The 16110-nt window shown below is 55.5% G+C and carries 16 protein-coding genes; 11 read left to right on the forward strand and 5 right to left on the reverse strand.

Annotated features, from left to right (window positions below):
• The first annotated feature begins 66 nt into the window (after positions 1-66).
• From MCM46_12160 to MCM46_12170, 3 genes are all read left to right on the forward strand, one after another.
• Positions 67-1578, forward strand: a complete 1512-nt coding sequence (locus MCM46_12160; protein MCG3112559.1) for a PAS domain S-box protein — start codon at positions 67-69, stop codon at positions 1576-1578.
• Between the two features lie 102 nt (positions 1579-1680).
• Positions 1681-2667, forward strand: coding sequence for a phosphotransferase (locus MCM46_12165; GenBank protein MCG3112560.1), 987 nt, complete (start codon positions 1681-1683; stop codon positions 2665-2667).
• A 148-nt stretch (positions 2668-2815) separates the two neighbouring features.
• Positions 2816-3418 carry a NifU family protein gene (locus MCM46_12170; GenBank protein ID MCG3112561.1) on the forward strand — a complete coding sequence of 201 codons (603 nt, stop codon included), beginning with the start codon at positions 2816-2818 and terminating at the stop codon, positions 3416-3418.
• Between the two features lie 363 nt (positions 3419-3781).
• Here MCM46_12170 and MCM46_12175 read toward each other — a convergent pair whose 3' ends face one another.
• From MCM46_12175 to MCM46_12190, 4 genes are all read right to left on the reverse strand, one after another.
• Positions 3782-4660 carry a hypothetical protein gene (locus MCM46_12175; protein MCG3112562.1) on the reverse strand — a complete coding sequence of 293 codons (879 nt, stop codon included), beginning with the start codon at positions 4658-4660 and terminating at the stop codon, positions 3782-3784.
• Between the two features lie 125 nt (positions 4661-4785).
• A complete protein-coding gene (locus MCM46_12180) occupies positions 4786-4950 on the reverse strand; it encodes a hypothetical protein (GenBank protein ID MCG3112563.1) in 165 nt (54 codons plus the stop codon).
• A 63-nt stretch (positions 4951-5013) separates the two neighbouring features.
• Positions 5014-5187, reverse strand: coding sequence for a hypothetical protein (locus MCM46_12185; protein ID MCG3112564.1), 174 nt, complete (start codon positions 5185-5187; stop codon positions 5014-5016).
• 19 nt (positions 5188-5206) lie between these two features.
• Positions 5207-5440 (reverse strand): DUF2630 family protein, encoded by a 234-nt coding sequence (locus MCM46_12190; GenBank protein ID MCG3112565.1) that lies wholly within the window; start codon positions 5438-5440, stop codon positions 5207-5209.
• A gap of 695 nt (positions 5441-6135) precedes the next feature.
• Here MCM46_12190 and MCM46_12195 point away from each other — a divergent pair.
• The 4 genes from MCM46_12195 to MCM46_12210 all read left to right on the forward strand — a co-directional run bounded on the left by MCM46_12195 (position 6136) and on the right by MCM46_12210 (position 9520).
• Complete coding sequence (locus MCM46_12195; GenBank protein MCG3112566.1) at positions 6136-7581, forward strand: hypothetical protein; 1446 nt, start codon at positions 6136-6138, stop codon at positions 7579-7581.
• A gap of 180 nt (positions 7582-7761) precedes the next feature.
• Entirely contained in the window at positions 7762-8433 is a 672-nt protein-coding gene (locus MCM46_12200; protein MCG3112567.1) for a hypothetical protein, read from the forward strand.
• A 1-nt stretch (position 8434) separates the two neighbouring features.
• A complete protein-coding gene (locus tag MCM46_12205; protein MCG3112568.1) occupies positions 8435-9082 on the forward strand; it encodes a hypothetical protein in 648 nt (215 codons plus the stop codon).
• A gap of 132 nt (positions 9083-9214) precedes the next feature.
• Positions 9215-9520, forward strand: a complete 306-nt coding sequence (locus MCM46_12210; GenBank protein MCG3112569.1) for a hypothetical protein — start codon at positions 9215-9217, stop codon at positions 9518-9520.
• Positions 9521-10271: 751 nt separating this feature from the next.
• Here MCM46_12210 and MCM46_12215 read toward each other — a convergent pair.
• Positions 10272-11339: a class I SAM-dependent methyltransferase gene (locus tag MCM46_12215; GenBank protein ID MCG3112570.1), complete on the reverse strand. Its 1068-nt coding sequence runs from the start codon at positions 11337-11339 to the stop codon at positions 10272-10274.
• Positions 11340-11516: 177 nt separating this feature from the next.
• Here MCM46_12215 and MCM46_12220 point away from each other — a divergent pair, with 177 nt between their 5' ends.
• From MCM46_12220 to MCM46_12235, 4 genes are all read left to right on the forward strand, one after another.
• Positions 11517-12542 (forward strand): helix-turn-helix domain-containing protein, encoded by a 1026-nt coding sequence (locus MCM46_12220; GenBank protein ID MCG3112571.1) that lies wholly within the window; start codon positions 11517-11519, stop codon positions 12540-12542.
• 61 nt (positions 12543-12603) lie between these two features.
• Positions 12604-12873 (forward strand): hypothetical protein, encoded by a 270-nt coding sequence (locus tag MCM46_12225; protein MCG3112572.1) that lies wholly within the window; start codon positions 12604-12606, stop codon positions 12871-12873.
• A gap of 702 nt (positions 12874-13575) precedes the next feature.
• On the forward strand, positions 13576-14541 hold the full coding sequence (locus MCM46_12230; GenBank protein MCG3112573.1) for an aldo/keto reductase: 966 nt from the start codon (positions 13576-13578) through the stop codon (positions 14539-14541).
• Positions 14542-14668: 127 nt separating this feature from the next.
• On the forward strand, positions 14669-16021 hold the full coding sequence (locus tag MCM46_12235) for a DUF4157 domain-containing protein (GenBank protein ID MCG3112574.1): 1353 nt from the start codon (positions 14669-14671) through the stop codon (positions 16019-16021).
• Positions 16022-16110: the final 89 nt, after the last annotated feature.

Raw genomic sequence — 16110 nt, forward strand, 5'->3', positions numbered from 1 at the left:
ACTCCCATCCCGCAGGTTTTATTAAAGAGCAACGGACAGAGATGAAACCGAAAGGGCTCTTTCCTCATGCCTAAGAAAGAAAAAAAATCGGCCGCTTCGGCGCCGGCCCCCCGAAAGCGAAACAGGCCGGCCGTCCACCGGTCGGGACATCACTATCGCGCCCTCCTTCAGAATTCTCCCGACGTCATCTCGAATCTGGATCGCCGCGGTACGATCTTATTTATCAACCGTACGCTGCCCCAATATACGGTCGAGCGGGTGATCGGGACGAACGCCTCGGACTATCACACGCCGGAGGATGCAGCGCGGTTTCAGCGGCTGCTGGAAAAGATGTTCGATTCCGGAGAGCCCCAGAGCGTGGAGATGGTTGCCGTCGGCCCCACCCATTGGCTCACCCGGATCTTCCCGATCCAGCGGGGCGGAAAAGTGGAATCGGCCCTGGTCATCGCCACCGATATGACGGCGCAGAAGCGGACGGAACGGGCCCTTTTGGAAAGCAGCGAGCTCAACCGCCGGATGATCGAGGGGGTCTCGGCCGGGATCGTCCAGGTGGCGGCCGACGGGACGATTTGCATGGCCAATGAGAAGGCCCAGGAGATTTTGGGCCTCCGGTTCGACGCGCTGAAGAATTTATACGTCGCCGATTTCGACACCAAAACCATTTGGGAAGACGGCACCCCGTGCGAGAGCAAGGACTACCCCGTTTCGAAATGCATGGCGACGGGGCGGCCCCAGCCGGGTGTGATCATCGGCGTCCGCCGTCCCGACGGGAACACCTCCTGGGCGATCTACAGCGCCATTCCGATGAGAGATCCGGACAACGGAAAACTTTCCGGCGCCATCGTCACCTTCGTCGAGATCACCGAGCGAAAGCGGGCGGAAGAGGCGCTGAAGAACTCTCGGCAGCAACTGCGGGATCTCTCCGCGCGGCTCCAGACGATCCTGGAGGAGGAGCGGACGCGGATCTCCCGCGAGATCCACGACGAGCTGGGGCAACAGCTGACGATTCTGAAAATGGATCTCTCCTGGTTGAAGAAGCAATTGTCTCGAAATCAGAAACCGCTCCGGGAGCGGACCCAATCGATGGTCAATCTGGTCGACGCAACGATTCAAACCGTCCGGAAGATCTCGACGGAGATGCGGCCGGTGGTCCTCGATGATCTGGGGTTGACGGCGGCGATGGAATGGCAGGTCGAGGATTTCAAGAGCCGGACCGGAATGCGCTGCCGGTTCACCGCCCGGCCGGAGGAGATCACCCTCGACCGGGACCGCTCGACGACCGTCTTTCGGATCTTTCAGGAAACCCTCACGAACATCGTCCGGCACGCCGGCGCCGATGAGATCGACGTCCGGCTGGAGAAAAGGGGAGATCACCTCCTTCTGGAGGTCGGCGATAACGGAAAGGGGATCACCGAGGGGCAGATCGTCAATTCGAAATCGCTCGGATTGCTCGGCATCCGGGAGCGGGCGCTCCTCTGGGGGGGGACGGTGTCGATTCAAGGAGAGCCGGGCAAAGGAACCACCCTTTCCGTCCAGATTCCGCTTTCTCCGCAGAAAGCGCGGAGAAATGACCAATGAGGAACCGACAGAGGCAATGCGGAATGCGGATCCGGATCATGGAACCCGGAGATTTTAAAATCTCTGGGTTTTTTATTTTCGTTCCCCTTTCAGGAGAAACGGATGCGGGTGACCCATTCTGTCATCGCGGCGGCGGAGGTCGCAAAGATCGCTGCACGGGAGTACGACCTCGGTGCTCTGCCGACCGGCCGGCTGCTCAGCGACACCGACAATAACCACTATCTGCTGACGGCGGGTGAGACGAACTTTGTCTTCCGCATCTACCGCCGCGGAAAGTACTGGCTGACGAAGGAGTCCGACTACCGTTTCGAACTGGAGTGGCTGGCCTATCTGCACGAACAGGGCCTGCCGGTGACTTATCCGATCCCACGGCGGAATGGGGATCTTCTCGGCCGCCTCGACGCCCCGGAGGGGGAGCGTTATTATGCGCTCTTCAGCTTTGCCCCCGGCTGCGTTGTGCATCCGATGAATGCCGGGCAAAGCCGTCTTTTCGGCGAAGGGATCGCCCGGATTCATCTGGCCTCCGACCGTTTTCAGCCAAAGCAACGCCGCTTTCATCAAGACACCGACTGGCTCATCGACGCGCCGCTGGCGCGCATCGACACCTTTCTCGAAGGCCGCCGGCCGGAGGCGGTCGCGTTCTTCCGCGGGCTCGCTCCCTCTTTAAAAGAGACCCTGCGGGGTCTGCCCCGATCGGCGCCGTTCTACGGCATTATCGGAGGGGATTTTCATGGGGGGAACCACTTCTTCTCTTCGGAGAATCGGCTCACCTTTTTCGACTTTGACATGTGCGGGTACGGCTGGCGCGTTTACGACCTGGCGAACTTTCTCTGGTCGACGAAGCTTCGGCCGGAGATGGGCACGACCTGGACCGATGTTTTGCAGGGTTATGAAACGGTCCGGCCCCTCTCGGAGGCGGAACGCGCGGCGTTGCCTGCGATGGTGAAGGTGCGGCATCTTTGGATCTTGGGGTTGCATACCACTTACAGCGATCAGTTGGGGGTGGGATGGCTCGGTGATCATTATTGGGAGCGGAATGTGGCGCGGTTGCGGGAGTGGGGGGAGGAGGAGAAGAAAAGTGGAGAGTGAACCGGTCCAAGCCCCCCTGCTTGAATCCAACGTCGCGGGGTTCCACCCCACGACGTGGTTTTAGTTTGCCTCAACCTAACCTCACAATTTTACGGAACATCCCCACAGAGGTATGCTATGATCCGGCTACATTAAGGAGGACTGTCCAATGATTCAAGTGACCGAAGCGGCCAGGAAGAAGATCGACGCGCTGACGAAGGACCAGGAGACGCAAAAGAAGACAAAGATTGAGGGGCTTCGCCTGACGATGAAGGGGGGGGCGGCGAAGACCGAATACAGCCTCGCTTTCGTAGAAGCGGGCAAGCGGAAGGAAGACGATGTCGTGTCGGAGGCCGACGGCCTCGCCTTTTTTATGGAGCCGCGGGACGCCTCGTTTCTGGAAGATGTGAAAATCGACTTTGTCACCACGCTCGACCAGACCGGTTTTAAAGTGGAGAATCCGAAGGGGGCATTGCCGGAGCCGACCGCCGATTTAGACAACCCGGAGGCCAAGGCGATCCAGCACCTCTTGAACACGGAGATCAATCCGTCGGTCGCGAGCCACGGCGGGGTGATCACCCTGGTCGGTGTGCGCGACCATGTCGCCTATCTTCGTTTGGGGGGAGGGTGTCATGGGTGCGGGAGTGCGGAGGTGACGCTTAAGCAGGGGGTAATCGTCGCTATCAAGAAGGCGGTTCCTGAAATCGTCGATGTTTTGGATGTTACCGACCATGCCGGGGGAAAGAACCCCTATTTCGTTGCGCACAGATAACGTTCGGCTTCTACGCCGGCGACAGGAGTAAAGAATTAGAATGGGGCTTTGCTCCAAGATTCATCTGCGAGGATCAAAGTCGTGGGGCTCCTCGCCCCACACCCCCGCCGCGGGGGGTGCGTGCCCACCCCCCTTCGGATTCCCAGGGCAGCGGGGGCTGCCGCCCCCCAGCACCCCCCACGGTCACAACTCGCACAACGCACGGAAGAGCACCGTGGATTGTGCTTCAAACAATGGTGACCTGATTTGGTCGATGAAACGTCTGGACAGAAGAACGCAGGAGAATGGGGGGCACAGGACGCCCTCGACGCGTGGGCTCTTTGCTCTTGGATTTCAAATTCCTAATTCCTAATTTTCAGATTCCTAATTATCTAAACTCCAGCGGGAGATCCGCTTTGGAAGATCTGTCACACCCCACGTCTCACACATTTCTTTAAGCCGGCTCCGGGCGCCTTGCCATTCTAAATCATCCAACTTCTCCGCAAGCGGAACGTCTTCGCGCAGCGTCGCGAGCTTCCGGTAGAGGAGCGCCTCTTCCCGGTGGGCGGCCAGGCTCTCCGCCAGGCGGGCGGCGCGGCCGGGGCCGAGCCCGAATTGACTCGGGTCGTTCGGGATCGATTCCAGATGTTCATAACGCGCCAGCACGGCCGATGCGGACTTGGCCCCCCAGCCCGGAATGCCGGGATAGCCGTCGGCGGCATCTCCCACCAGCGCCAGCCAGTCGGGAATCGACTGAGGACTCACGCCGAACTTCTCCATCACCCCCGGCGCATCCAACATGATATCTCGCCGCCGGTCCCAGCAGACGATCCGATTGCCGGAGACCAATTGCGTCAGGTCTTTGTCGGGCGAGCCAATGATGATCTGTTCGACGGCGGGGTCGTTCTTCCACTTCATCGCGGCGGCGGCCAACGCATCGTCGGCCTCAAATTCCACCATCGGCCAGACGACCACGCCGAGGGCGGCGACCGCCTCTTCGGCCAGGGGGAATTGGGCGAGGAGGTCCGGATCGATCCCTGCGGAGGTTTTGTATCCGGGATAAAGCGCGTTGCGGAACGATTCGATGACATGATCGAAGGCACAGGCGACGTGGGTCACCTCCGGCCTGGCCAGTAATGCGGCCAGGCTTCTTACCAGGCCGAGGGTCGCGCCGATCTCCCGTCCGTCGGGAGCTTTCTTCGGCGGGGCGCCGAAGTGGTTTCGGAAGAGCTCGTAGGTGCCGTCGATCAGGTGGATTTTCATTGGTGTCGCTTATGTTTGAAGTGGAGAGGTCTTGAACCGGTTGGGGGAGCGCCTTATAGCAGGCCCAAAAATCAGGGGAAGCAAAGTGCTTCACAGCTCCGAGCCTCTCCCGGATTTAAAGTCTTTCAGTGCTTTATCCGCCAGGTGTCGAGTTTTCCTGTCCGCACATCTTCTTCGATCTGCCGATCCCAAATTGCGGCATCGAATTCAAGGAACCACTTGCGGAAGGCCGCAAGCTCTTCCGGGGTGAGTGCTTGGATTTCTTTTTCAATCTGTTCGATTTTGCTCATTGCCCTCTCCAGTGAGTTCTTAAGCCACATTTTAGCAGGTTTCCGGAGGAAAACGAATCTCTTTCAGCAATGGAGCGCGTACGGAAGACCGCCTCTTGGCGAGAGGGACTGGGCGAGGAGACTTCTTACCAGACCGAGGGTGGCGCCGATCTCTTGGCCGTCGGGAGCTTTCTTCGGCGGGGCGCCGAAGTGGTTTCGGAAGAGCTCGTAGGTGCCGTCGATCAGGTGGATTTTCATTCGTTCGCGGCGCCCGAGGTTAACCCTGTTGGTTCTCAACCACCTTCGCGGAACGCACTTTCGCCGTATCGGGATTGGCCTGGGCATCCCGCAGGCCGCGCCGTTGTCGCAGCAGGTCCCAGCATTGGTCCAACTCCGTGGTGACTTCTTTGAGGCGTTTCATTTCCTCGTCGCTCAAGTTCTCGTTGGAATAGAGTTGGTGTTCCTCTTTTGCGAGCTCATCGATGTGTTTTAACACCTGTCCATCTTCCATCTTCAAACCCTCCATCGATTGGGAAGTCGGATGCGATCTATATAACTCATTTTAGTTTAATGAAACGCATTTTTGTTTACAAGCCGGGGCGAGGTGAAAGACGTGGTGCCATCTGTGCAAGTCAATATTCAACCTAACCCGAAACCTGATCTTGCATTACCACATATGTGAGTGAATGTTTGATTGCAAGACCTGACCCCTTGTCGCTCACTGGAAGTGTTCCTCACAGCTTGAATAAAGGTAAAATGATTTCGGTATAACGATTTAGTTTTTTATCTTGAAAGAGAAAAACAATCTTGGTATGCTGTTAACGCTTAGCGCAAATGGCGTTAACGATGACAGCTGAAGAGCAAGAGAAATCGTCTTGACTCGAAACATAAGTGTTCGAGCGGCTCCGGCCAGAGAACAACTATGCGTATGCTGAATGTTATGAAAGCCATGATAGGGATAGCTCCTTGATTGACGATAATAACACAGATCATGCAGATCAAGCCCGATTAGGCTATTGCCTAATAGGGCTGCGGCTAGCCAAAAGGATAACCAGCTTACCCTTAGGCGAAACGATTGGAGAAGGGTTGTAGGGTAAGCCATGACTATAGTCTGATCCTACCAGTTGCTGGATTGGTCAGTTAAGCGGGAGACATTTTTCGACATGCCGTTGTCGGTCTCCCGCTTAGTGCATTTTGGGGAGAACTTTGCGTAGGACCGCTAAAGGTAAGCCCAAAAAACATCCATGGTTCAAACGAAAAAATTATCTTCATTTCGATTTAGCGCTTGAAAGATCTGAGGCTGAGAAGTATGTTACCCGACCAGAAAATATTTTAAGACACCGCTTTTCGCCATTGATCCACTACTTCAAGATTTCAAGAAAAATTCGGCGAGATAAGGATAGCGAGAAGGCATATAGACTCGGTGGTAAAACAGGAGAAAAACCGAAGTTAATAGTCGAGGAGAAGTCTCGGAATATATTTTATACCAGCCATGTGGATGGATATATCTACAGTTACTACGGATTTAAAATCCAAAAAGCCTACGAGAAGTTTCTGCTAGAAAAAAAACTTACCAGTAACGTAATCGCTTATCGACCCATCACCAAAAATGGAATAAAGTTTTGTAATTCTCATTTGGCCGATGAAGCATTTAATTTCATACGGTCAATGAGTGAATGCCATATTCTTTGCTTCGATATCAGTAAGTTTTTCGACAAGCTCTCTGTGGGCGTCTTGAAGGAAAAGTGGGCTCAAGTTCTAGGTAAGAAATGGTTGCCCAGTGATCATTTTAAGGTGTACGAGAGTTTAGTTAATTTTTGTTATATAGAGGAAGCGCAATTAGTTGGACACTTCAAGGATAGATTTGAAACGAACCCCAGACAGCATGGACTCGATAGAGGTTCTGGGGGAAGCTTGAAAAACAGAATTTGTGAATGCCGTGACTTAAGAGAGCTTAAGAAGATACTTAGACAACAAGGAAACCAGTTGATTAAAGAAAAAGAAATCTTGTCGATTACAGGCATTCCTCAAGGAACTGCCATATCAGGCCTGTTATCGAATATTTTTATGGCGGATTTTGATATAGCAGTTAAAGGCTATGTGGAATCAAAAAAGGGAATTTACAGGAGATATTCCGATGATATCCTTATTGCTGTTCCGACTACGGTAGGGTTTAGCGAGATAGAAGATTTCGTCAAACAACAACTTAATGAGTCTTGTGCCGGGAGCATTCAGCTCAATGATAAAAAAACTGAAAAGAGAATCTATCAGTCGAAGCCGAAGAATGGCTTCGGAGTCTTTGACCTAAATCTTAAACCTTCTAAAGCTCAATATCTTGGCTTTCATTTTGACGGTCAGAATGTTTTTATTCGAAATAGCAGTATATCCAAAGACCGTGGAAAAACTGTTCAACTTGTTAGAAAACATAAAAAGAGAGACCATAAGATTAACACGGTGGCGATCTTCAAACAGCGTTCGCCGAGAAAGATTACTCCTTTCGATAATGAGAAAGCTAAAGGATTTGTCTATTATTCTAAAAGGGCAGCTAATGCCCACAGTGATTCTGCTACCATTACGGCTCAAACTAAAAAGAATGACCGTTTTATTAAGAAGATAATTGTAAAAGAGCGCAACAAAGAACCAACGCCTTGATCACTAGTAATAGTTAGATTTAATGGCCGTCCTTAAAAAGGCAATTCAGCTCCATATTTCAGTTGTGGCGCCTCAAATAGTATGGTTTCGGTGGATTTCCCACGAAATTTCAATTGGTTTAGGGGCCTTTCACTTGCTCACAATAAAGGTTATACTAAAGTAGTTGCTGAAGGAGTATAAATGCCGAAATTCGAAGGGAAAGCCTTCAACATTGTTTTTATAGGAAGACAGAACCCGCAGATCTTAAACCATGATTTTCTGAAATCACATCATGCCCTTCCCGAAAATATAGAACCGTTCCGAAGCCTTTTAGACAAAAAAGATGCGGCACCTTTTTCAGAGTTTGTATCGACCCCTGTCCTCTCAATGATCAAATATGGTCCCATCTCGATTGTTGTGGAAGAGAATAGGTATCAGATAACAGATTCCATCTTCACGAATGCGACGTCGAGCCCTATTCTTGGGATTACTAAAAAATATTTTGGAGATCTGTTACGCTATACTCCTCTGCAACTTGGCGGTGTTAATTTAATTGGAAACATACATTTCAAAGATGCCGAGGATGAGAAGAAACTGGATCAGTTATTGGGAATCAATAGAGATAGACTCATCGCCCTTTCCGGGGTTAGTGATATACGGAGTGGTCTCTCCTTCAGTTTTCCATGGAAAGAAGGAATGATAGAAGTTCAAGTTACCAAACTGAAAGACCGATCACAACCAGCAGCAATGACATTTAATTATGAGTTCCGTTACAAGGACATTGACTCCTTTTTAAGGAATTTGGATTTATTCCCAGAAATATTGGTAAGATTTAAACAGCTATGTGGTGGGCTGGGGATGGAGATTCAGTAAATTGGAAGAAACAACGATTGCTGCAGGAGAAGAAATTCTAGCAGTTGCCGCAATGCAAAATTTGCCGGCTCCATCCGGAAGCGTGGACAATACTCAGCCGTTTGACTATGACCGAGAGCGGCTGTTCTCTTCAGTATCTTCCCTACATAGTGCTTTATCAAATCGTCAGAATAATGCGGATACTTTTCGCAGGCTATTTATTACTTTAGACGGTTTGGAGAAGAAAGGACTTGGTTCCGGGACTGTATATGTCCACGTAAGAAAGGTGGAGGCTAGTGCCTTACCTGTTGTCCGAGGGATATCATCCTGGCTCTCCTCAGGTTTGCTTGTTCATGTTCCAGTTTACTATCAGGTGCTACAAAGGGAAGTCTCTATTGAGGCCCTGCGCTTCTGTAAAGAAAGAGGGATTCTACAATTTTTCCCTATTGCTCTTCGTCTAATCGAGAAGTTCTTTTCTCCTGTTAATCAAGTTTCATTTGAAATAGAAGAAGACCCGGAAACCGAGGAAGAATGGCTTGCAATTAATATTACGGTTTCAGGGGAAGTCTCGCAGATATTAGATAAATACGATCAATATACCGATTCGTGGATCTCCGCTGTCCCTTGGCCCGAAAGGGTTCTGTTCAGACTATCATATAATATTCTCTAACAAATGGACCCACGCGACTTCCATCGTATTGCGATAGAACTGGTAAATCGTTCTAGCCCAGTTGATTACCGTACGGCGATTGGTCGAGCCTATTATGCAGTCTTCAATGTTAGCGCAGAGATCTTGGAGTCAATGGGTTTTAAAGTACAAAAGGGTCCAGGAGGCCATGGCGAGGTCCAGCATAGACTTCATAACTGTGGAGACCTTGAAGTTATGCGGGTTGGATCACAATTGGACGAATTGCGTGTAAAGAGGAACAAAGCAGATTATAATATGGCAGATAAGTCGGTAGAAAACCAGGCAACAGCCAAAGCATGTGTTGAGCAATCTGAAAGGATGTTAACAATACTAGATCGCTGTCGTCAGGAGCCAAAGCGATCTCAGATCGTATCAGGTATTAAAGAGTATGAACAAAAAATAACACATCCGAGAGAGTAAAGGTGCCTTAACTTTCTCCATTCTTTTTCCTTATAAATTCCTAAATTCTTCCTATTTACCTGTATGTGTTAACGTCGCCCATCGGGATGCCGCCAAAAGCGTATAGAATTCCGGGGTCTATTCTCCGTCGCAAAACAACAAGACCTAAGCAAAAACTGAATTAAGTATGGTGTTTCTCGGAACTCTTCGGGAGGCTGCAATTAACCTCGTGCATCTCCTTGGGCAGTTCCCATTCTGCGACAATTAGAAACCTTAGTATATGTGAAGGAAAATTAATGAGCCAAAAACCTATTCTATACCTTCTCCGCCCACCTAAGAACTGTGAACACTGCGGAAAGTCTGCTCTAGAGGCTGAATTTGAAAAAGTGTTTGATGAGAAAGATGAAAAATTAGGTCTTATCCCTCGATATAGGTCATGGTGCAAAATATGCTACTCGGAATATTTAGAAGAAGGCGAGAGATAAGAAAACATGAAAAGTTCGGGGTTTAGTCAGCAAGAATTAAATCTTAAAAGACTTTCTTATACAGGAATTTGGGCCTTTCAATCAAGCACAACGAATTGGTGTCGGTCTTGATTTTTGACTATTACCCCAGATAGTTTAACGAGTGATTGAGCAAGATCTGGATAAATAATGGAGGACGCTCTCCCTGAATTCCGGGGACACCGTACAAAATTATTGACTTTCCTTTCTTGAAAAATTCACCCACGAGGGAGGAGCCCCTGATCCAGCCCGGCTCCTCCCTCAAGTCATTACCGCCTCACTTCGAGAATCAAGTTAAACGGCGTCTCGGCCGCGCGCCGAAAGTGCGTGAACCCCGCCTTGCGGAAGACCTCCGCCAGACGCGCCTCTCCCGCCTGAGCCCCGAGAACGAGACGTCCCCCCTCCGAGACCGCATGCGCACAGCAGAGCGTCGTCGAAGCGGCGTAGTAAAGCCGCGCCACCGGCGAGATGTTCTCTTCAACCCGGTCGTTGGCGAACGGCTCGATCAGCAGAACTGTCCCGCCGGGCGCCAACACCTCGGCCGCGTGCCGGGCGGCGGCGACCGGATCGCCCATGTCGTGCAGGCAGTCGAAGAAACAGATCAGCCCGTACTGCTTGTCGGGGTAATTCATCGCCCCGGCCACATCGAAGTGAACCCGCCCATCGAGACCGGCGTCGGCCGCGATGCCCCGCGCCGCGTCGATCGACGCCCGGTGCGTATCGAAGCCGTAAAAGCGCGAGTTCGGGAAGGCCTCGGCCATCAAGACCGTCGAGTGACCGTGGCCGCAGCCGATATCGGCCACCGCGATGCCGGCCTCCAGCTGCGCCACCACGCCGTCGAGCGCAGGGAGCCAGGCCGACAGCAGACTTCCCCGGTAGGCGTTGCGGTAGAAGGCGGCGACCCCGCAGTAGAGCCGGTCGGCGTGATCGCCCCATGCCACCCCCTTCCCGGTGCGGAACGCCTCGACCGCTTTCTCCTCATCGAGCCACATCGAGGCCGGGACGTTCCAGGCGTTGGGAATATACACCGGGCTCTCTTCGTCGGCCAGCACCATCGCCTGCTCGGGAGAAAGCTCGTAGGTCCCGCTCACGGCGTGATAGTCGACGTAGCCGCCGGCGACTTGGGCATTCAGCCACTCGCTCACGTAGCGCTCCGCGCAGCCGCTCCGCGCCGCCAGCTCCTTCGCGCTGATCGGACCGGCCCCGGCCATCGCCTTGTAGAGACCGAGCTTGGCGCCCAGGCTGACCATCACCCCGCCGTAGCCGGCGGAGAGGTCGCCGATGGCGCGGTTGATAAAAGTGTCGAGCTTCGTTTGATCGATCGTCTGTGTGTTCATCTTCACCTCCTGTTGTAAGTTTCAGTGGACGTTCACAGGATCGCACAGGAACAGACATGCCGCCAGAGGCGGAATCGCCCCGAATCGGTCCCTTTATGCCACCGCGCGACCGTGGCGCCGCCGGCCGGTTTTGTGGTAACCTCCCGCTGATCAGAGCCAACTTCGGAATCATTCGCCATGACCCGACATTCGCATTCCCCCGGATCGGATCCGCTTCACGTCAGCCTCGTCGCGCTGCCCGATGCGGTCGTCTCGACACTAAGCGGCATCTACGATGTCATGAATGCGTTCGCGCTTATGAACCTGCCGAATCCAAAAGCGCCGTTTCGGATCGAGATCGTCGGCGAAAAGACAGGTCCCCTGGCGCTGGCGAGCGGGGTTCCGATCCAGGTGCAGCGTCGGGTCGCCGAAATTAAGACGACCGATATCGTGATCGTCCCCTCGGTCCTGCTGCGACCCGAAGGGTGGAAGAAGGGGCGCTATCCCGGTCTGGTCGACTGGCTTCGGACGATGTACGACCGCGGGGCGGTCCTCTGCTCCGCCTGCTCGGGGATCTTTCTCTTGGCCGAAACGGGCCTCTTCGACGGCAGGGACGCCACGGTCCACTTCGGCTACGCCGGCGCGTTCGCGGCGGCCTATCCGGCGGTGCCGGTTCATCCGGAACGGGTGCTGATCATCTCGGGCGCGCGCGAAGAACTCGTGAGCTCGGGCGCCTCGACGAGCTGGCACGACATGGTGCTTTACCTCATCGCCCGTTACGCCGGGGCGACCGCGGCGCAGGAGGTCGCCCGCCTCTATGCGCTGCAATGGCACCAGGAGGGGCTGACCCCGTACATCGTTTTCGAAGGGAAGCGCGACCATGGCGACGGCGACATCCAGAGCGCGCAGCAATGGCTCGACACCCATTTCTCGGTCGCCCATCCGGTGGAGGAGATGATCAAGCGCTCGCGGCTCGCCGAGCGGACCTTCAAGCGGCGCTTTATGCAGGCGACCGGTCTCACCCCGCTTGTCTATGTCCAGCGCCTGCGGATCGAAGATGCGAAACGGCGGCTCGAGCGGACCGAGGCACCGATCGACAAAATCAGCTGGCAGGTCGGCTACGAGGACGCGGCCTTCTTCCGGCGCCTCTTCAAGCGGACGACCGGCATGGCCCCCGGCGCCTACCGCAAGCGCTTCCGCATCCCCGATTTTGCCCGCCCATAGCAGGGAGGCCGGCTTTCGTTTCGGCTCAGCGCGTCAAACCAAAGAGAGCGGAGAGAACCCGATGGACAACGATCTGGAAACTATGTCGCGGGAGCAGCTGATCGAAGAGGCCAAGAAGCTGCGAAACGGCATCCGCCGGCATCGCGACAGCACGCAGCATGCGCTCTGCTGGCATCACCCCGCCCTCTGGGGCCTCTTGCCGGAGAAGAGCGACCCCCTTCCGGTCGTCCCCGATTGGCCGCAGTTCCTGCAAGGGTGCATCAAGTATCGCCAGTCGCTCGACGAACAGGCGCCCGGCGCACCCCGAACTAAAGAATCTTATCCGGGATGACCGATGAATATTGGAATGGGGCTCTTCGCCCCATACCCCACCGCGGGGGTTGCTTGCCCAACCCCCTTCGGCTTCCTAAGGGACACCGGGGGTAAACCCCCTGGACCCCCCATACCGGTCAGAACTCGCACACCCACGGAAGAGCACCGATGGATTGTGCTTCAGACAGCTGACCTTGTAGGGTAGGTGAGACGATTTGATTTATAGTGGGCCTCTGCGTCCTCGCTCCACCCATCCCCCAGTGGGTCCCTTGCGCTGCGGGCACAGAGGCCCACAGAACATTACCCACTAAATCCAGTGCTGTTAGAATTAAATCAACACCCCAGAGCAAAGAGCCTGCGCGTCGTGGGCGTTCTGTGCCCCCCATTCTCCTGCGTTCTTCTGTCCAGACGTTTCATCTACCAAATCAGGTCACCATTGTTTGAAGCACAATCCACGGTGCTCTTCCGTGCGTTGTGCGAGTTGTGACCGTGGGGGGTGCTGGGGGGCGGCAGCCCCCGCTGCCCTGGGAATCCGAAGGGGGGTGGGCACGCACCCCCCGCGGCGGGGGTGTGGGGCGAGCAGCCCCGCTACATTATTCTCCACGGTGGGGTTTGGGGCAAAGCCCCATTCCAACTGTAATCCTCATTACAGTCCTCCTCACAAGAAAGAAGATAAAGTCATTCATATTACTTTTGGTTCTTTTTCAGGTGGAGGAAATGAATGAGTGAGTCATCCATGGTGTCCCAGACGCCGGTCTTTCAAACCCCACCCTCTACCCGCAAAGGTGAAATGCTCTACCGCACCCTCGGCCGCACCGGCGAGGAGGTCTCCCTGATCGGGCTCGGCGGATACCATATCGGCGATCCGCCCGATGAGGCGGAAGCGATCCGGATCATCCGCAAAGCGATCGACCACGGGGTCACCTTCATGGACAACTGCTGGGACTACCATGACGGCGGAAGCGAAATCCGGATGGGGAAAGCGCTGCGCGACGGCTACCGGGAGAAGGTCTTCCTGATGACCAAGATCGACAGCCGCACCAAAGAGGCCGCCGCCCAACAACTCGATGAATCGCTCCGGCGGCTGCAGACCGACCACATCGACCTGCTCCAACACCACGAAATCATCCGCCTGGAAGATCCCGACCGGATCTTTGCCGAAGGAGGGGCGCACGAAGCGCTGCTGGCGGCGCGGCAGGCGGGAAAGATCCGCTACATCGGCTTCACCGGCCACAAAGACCCGCTCGTCCATTTGAGAATGCTGGAGATTGCGGAAAAATATAATTTCCGGTTCGATGCCGTCCAGATGCCGCTCAATGTGATGGACGCCCACTTCCGCAGCTTTCAAAACAGAGTGCTTCCCCTCTTGGTCAAAGACCAGATCGGGGTGCTCGGGATGAAGTCGATGGGGGGGAAGATCATCCTGGAGAGCAAGGCGGTCACCCCGATCGAGTGCCTCCATTATGCGATGAACCTGCCGACGTCGGTCGTCATCACCGGGATCGACAGCCTTCCGATTCTCGATCAGGCGCTCGAAGCGGCCCGCACCTTCCGTCCGATGACGACGGCGGAAGTGGCCGCCCTCCTTCAGCGGACCGCCGGGGCCGCCGCCGAGGGGCGATACGAACGCTTCAAGACCTCTTCGATGTTCGACGGCACCGCCCTCTTCCCGCAATGGCTCGGCTGAAGGCTTCCACTGCAACACCGCCTTCCGTTCCAATCGCGAATTGCAATTTGAAATCCGATCGATTAATATTCTAAAATTAAATCCGACCCGCCGAAGCGGCCCCGCTGCAAACGATCAGAGAGTGCGCGTGCGAACCACCGTACAAAATCAAACGGGACTTCAGAAGAAAACCTCTTCCCACCCGGCGGGGTCGGACAGAACCCCCTCCGTTCCCGAAGATCACCTCGCTTCTCTCCTCCTCCTGCAACAGAGGATCGGAAATCAGGCCGCCCTGCGGCTTCAGACGAAGCTCGCCGTCAGCGCTCCCGGCGACAGCGATGAACGGGAGGCCGACCGGATCGCCGAAGCGGTGATGCGGATGCCGGACGAAGCGTCCGGCGATCTCTCCGGTTCGAAGGGGGAGCGGCTGCAGAAAAAATGCGCCCCCTGCGCCGGCGGGGCGGGGCCCTGCCCGAAATGCGCGGCGGCGGAGGAAAAGCTCTCCCCGAAACGGGAGAGGGCCGATCCGGCCGGGCCTTCCGCCGCGCCGCCGATCGTCCATGCGGCGCTTCGCTCCGCGGGGCGGCCGCTCGATCCGGCGACACGGGCCTTCATGGAGCCGCGCTTCGGGTACGACTTCGGCGGCGTCCGGGTCCATACCGGCGCGGAAGCGGCGGCGTCGGCCCATGCGGTGAATGCCTTTGCCTATACGGTGGGAAGGGATCTGGTCTTCGGGGCGGGCCAATATGCGCCGCAGACCGACCGGGGGCAAAGGCTTTTGGCGCATGAGCTGGCGCATGTGGTCCAGCAGGGGAGCACCGGCCGCCCGGCGATCCAGCGCCTGAGCTACACGGAGGATGCGTCGAGTTGCACCCTCACCGCCCACTACACCGCCTCGCTCGCCTTCTTGTCCTCATCGAGCCACGGGTGGACGCCGCCGCGTGAAGAGACCTTCATGACGGAGCTCAAGAGCGCGATCGAAACGGCGTTCAACGCGAACCCCTACCGTATCACCCCCTCCGCGAGCAGCTACAGCAGCCTGATGGGGTTGTGGACCTCCGCTTGCCCCTGTCACGGCACCGGGTTTTCGCCGCGCGTCGACCTCACGCCGCGGCGCGGGGGGATCAATTCGCGCTCCGGCGACTGGAATACGACCGTGTTCGCGAACCCGACCGGCACCTACCATCGGTCGAGCGCGGGGACCACGTCCGACGAGCTCGGCTTCCTCGACGAGGCCGACGTCCGATCGTCCGGCGGCCAGACGCCGGCCGTGCACGAGTTCGGGCATTCGATCGGTCTGGAGCACCCGGGGCGGGGGATCGCCGGGATCGCGCGAAGCTCGGAGGCCGAGTATCAATACACCGGGCGCGACATCCACGGCCGCGATGTGGCCGGAAGCGACCTGATGGGGGAAGGGATGGGGCTGCGCCAGTTCTATTTCAACCGCTGGCTCCAGCGCCTCCGGAGCGACTACCCCGATTGCAATTACAATTTCGTTTGACCGATGTCAAGATCGCGCGAAAGAGGGATCGAGAGGCCGCCGACAGGTTTGTTCAATGACATGATTGACAGGGTGTGAGAATCGGATTT

The organism is Candidatus Manganitrophus morganii (genome assembly GCA_021651055.1).
Taxonomy (GTDB): domain Bacteria; phylum Nitrospirota; class Nitrospiria; order SBBL01; family Manganitrophaceae; genus Manganitrophus; species Manganitrophus morganii.

What these genes read in the sequence shown, in the direction of transcription:
- MCM46_12160 (MCG3112559.1), top strand. Translation starts at nt 67, where the DNA reads ATGCCTAAGAAAGAAAAAAAATCGGCCGCTTCGGCGCCGGCCCCCCGA.
- MCM46_12165 (MCG3112560.1), top strand. Translation starts at nt 1,681, where the DNA reads ATGCGGGTGACCCATTCTGTCATCGCGGCGGCGGAGGTCGCAAAGATC.
- MCM46_12170 (MCG3112561.1), top strand. Translation starts at nt 2,816, where the DNA reads ATGATTCAAGTGACCGAAGCGGCCAGGAAGAAGATCGACGCGCTGACG.
- MCM46_12175 (MCG3112562.1), bottom strand. Translation starts at nt 4,660, where the DNA reads ATGAAAATCCACCTGATCGACGGCACCTACGAGCTCTTCCGAAACCAC.
- MCM46_12180 (MCG3112563.1), bottom strand. Translation starts at nt 4,950, where the DNA reads ATGAGCAAAATCGAACAGATTGAAAAAGAAATCCAAGCACTCACCCCG.
- MCM46_12185 (MCG3112564.1), bottom strand. Translation starts at nt 5,187, where the DNA reads ATGAAAATCCACCTGATCGACGGCACCTACGAGCTCTTCCGAAACCAC.
- MCM46_12190 (MCG3112565.1), bottom strand. Translation starts at nt 5,440, where the DNA reads ATGGAAGATGGACAGGTGTTAAAACACATCGATGAGCTCGCAAAAGAG.
- MCM46_12200 (MCG3112567.1), top strand. Translation starts at nt 7,762, where the DNA reads ATGCCGAAATTCGAAGGGAAAGCCTTCAACATTGTTTTTATAGGAAGA.
- MCM46_12210 (MCG3112569.1), top strand. Translation starts at nt 9,215, where the DNA reads ATGGGTTTTAAAGTACAAAAGGGTCCAGGAGGCCATGGCGAGGTCCAG.
- MCM46_12215 (MCG3112570.1), bottom strand. Translation starts at nt 11,339, where the DNA reads ATGAACACACAGACGATCGATCAAACGAAGCTCGACACTTTTATCAAC.
- MCM46_12220 (MCG3112571.1), top strand. Translation starts at nt 11,517, where the DNA reads ATGACCCGACATTCGCATTCCCCCGGATCGGATCCGCTTCACGTCAGC.
- MCM46_12225 (MCG3112572.1), top strand. Translation starts at nt 12,604, where the DNA reads ATGGACAACGATCTGGAAACTATGTCGCGGGAGCAGCTGATCGAAGAG.
- MCM46_12230 (MCG3112573.1), top strand. Translation starts at nt 13,576, where the DNA reads ATGAGTGAGTCATCCATGGTGTCCCAGACGCCGGTCTTTCAAACCCCA.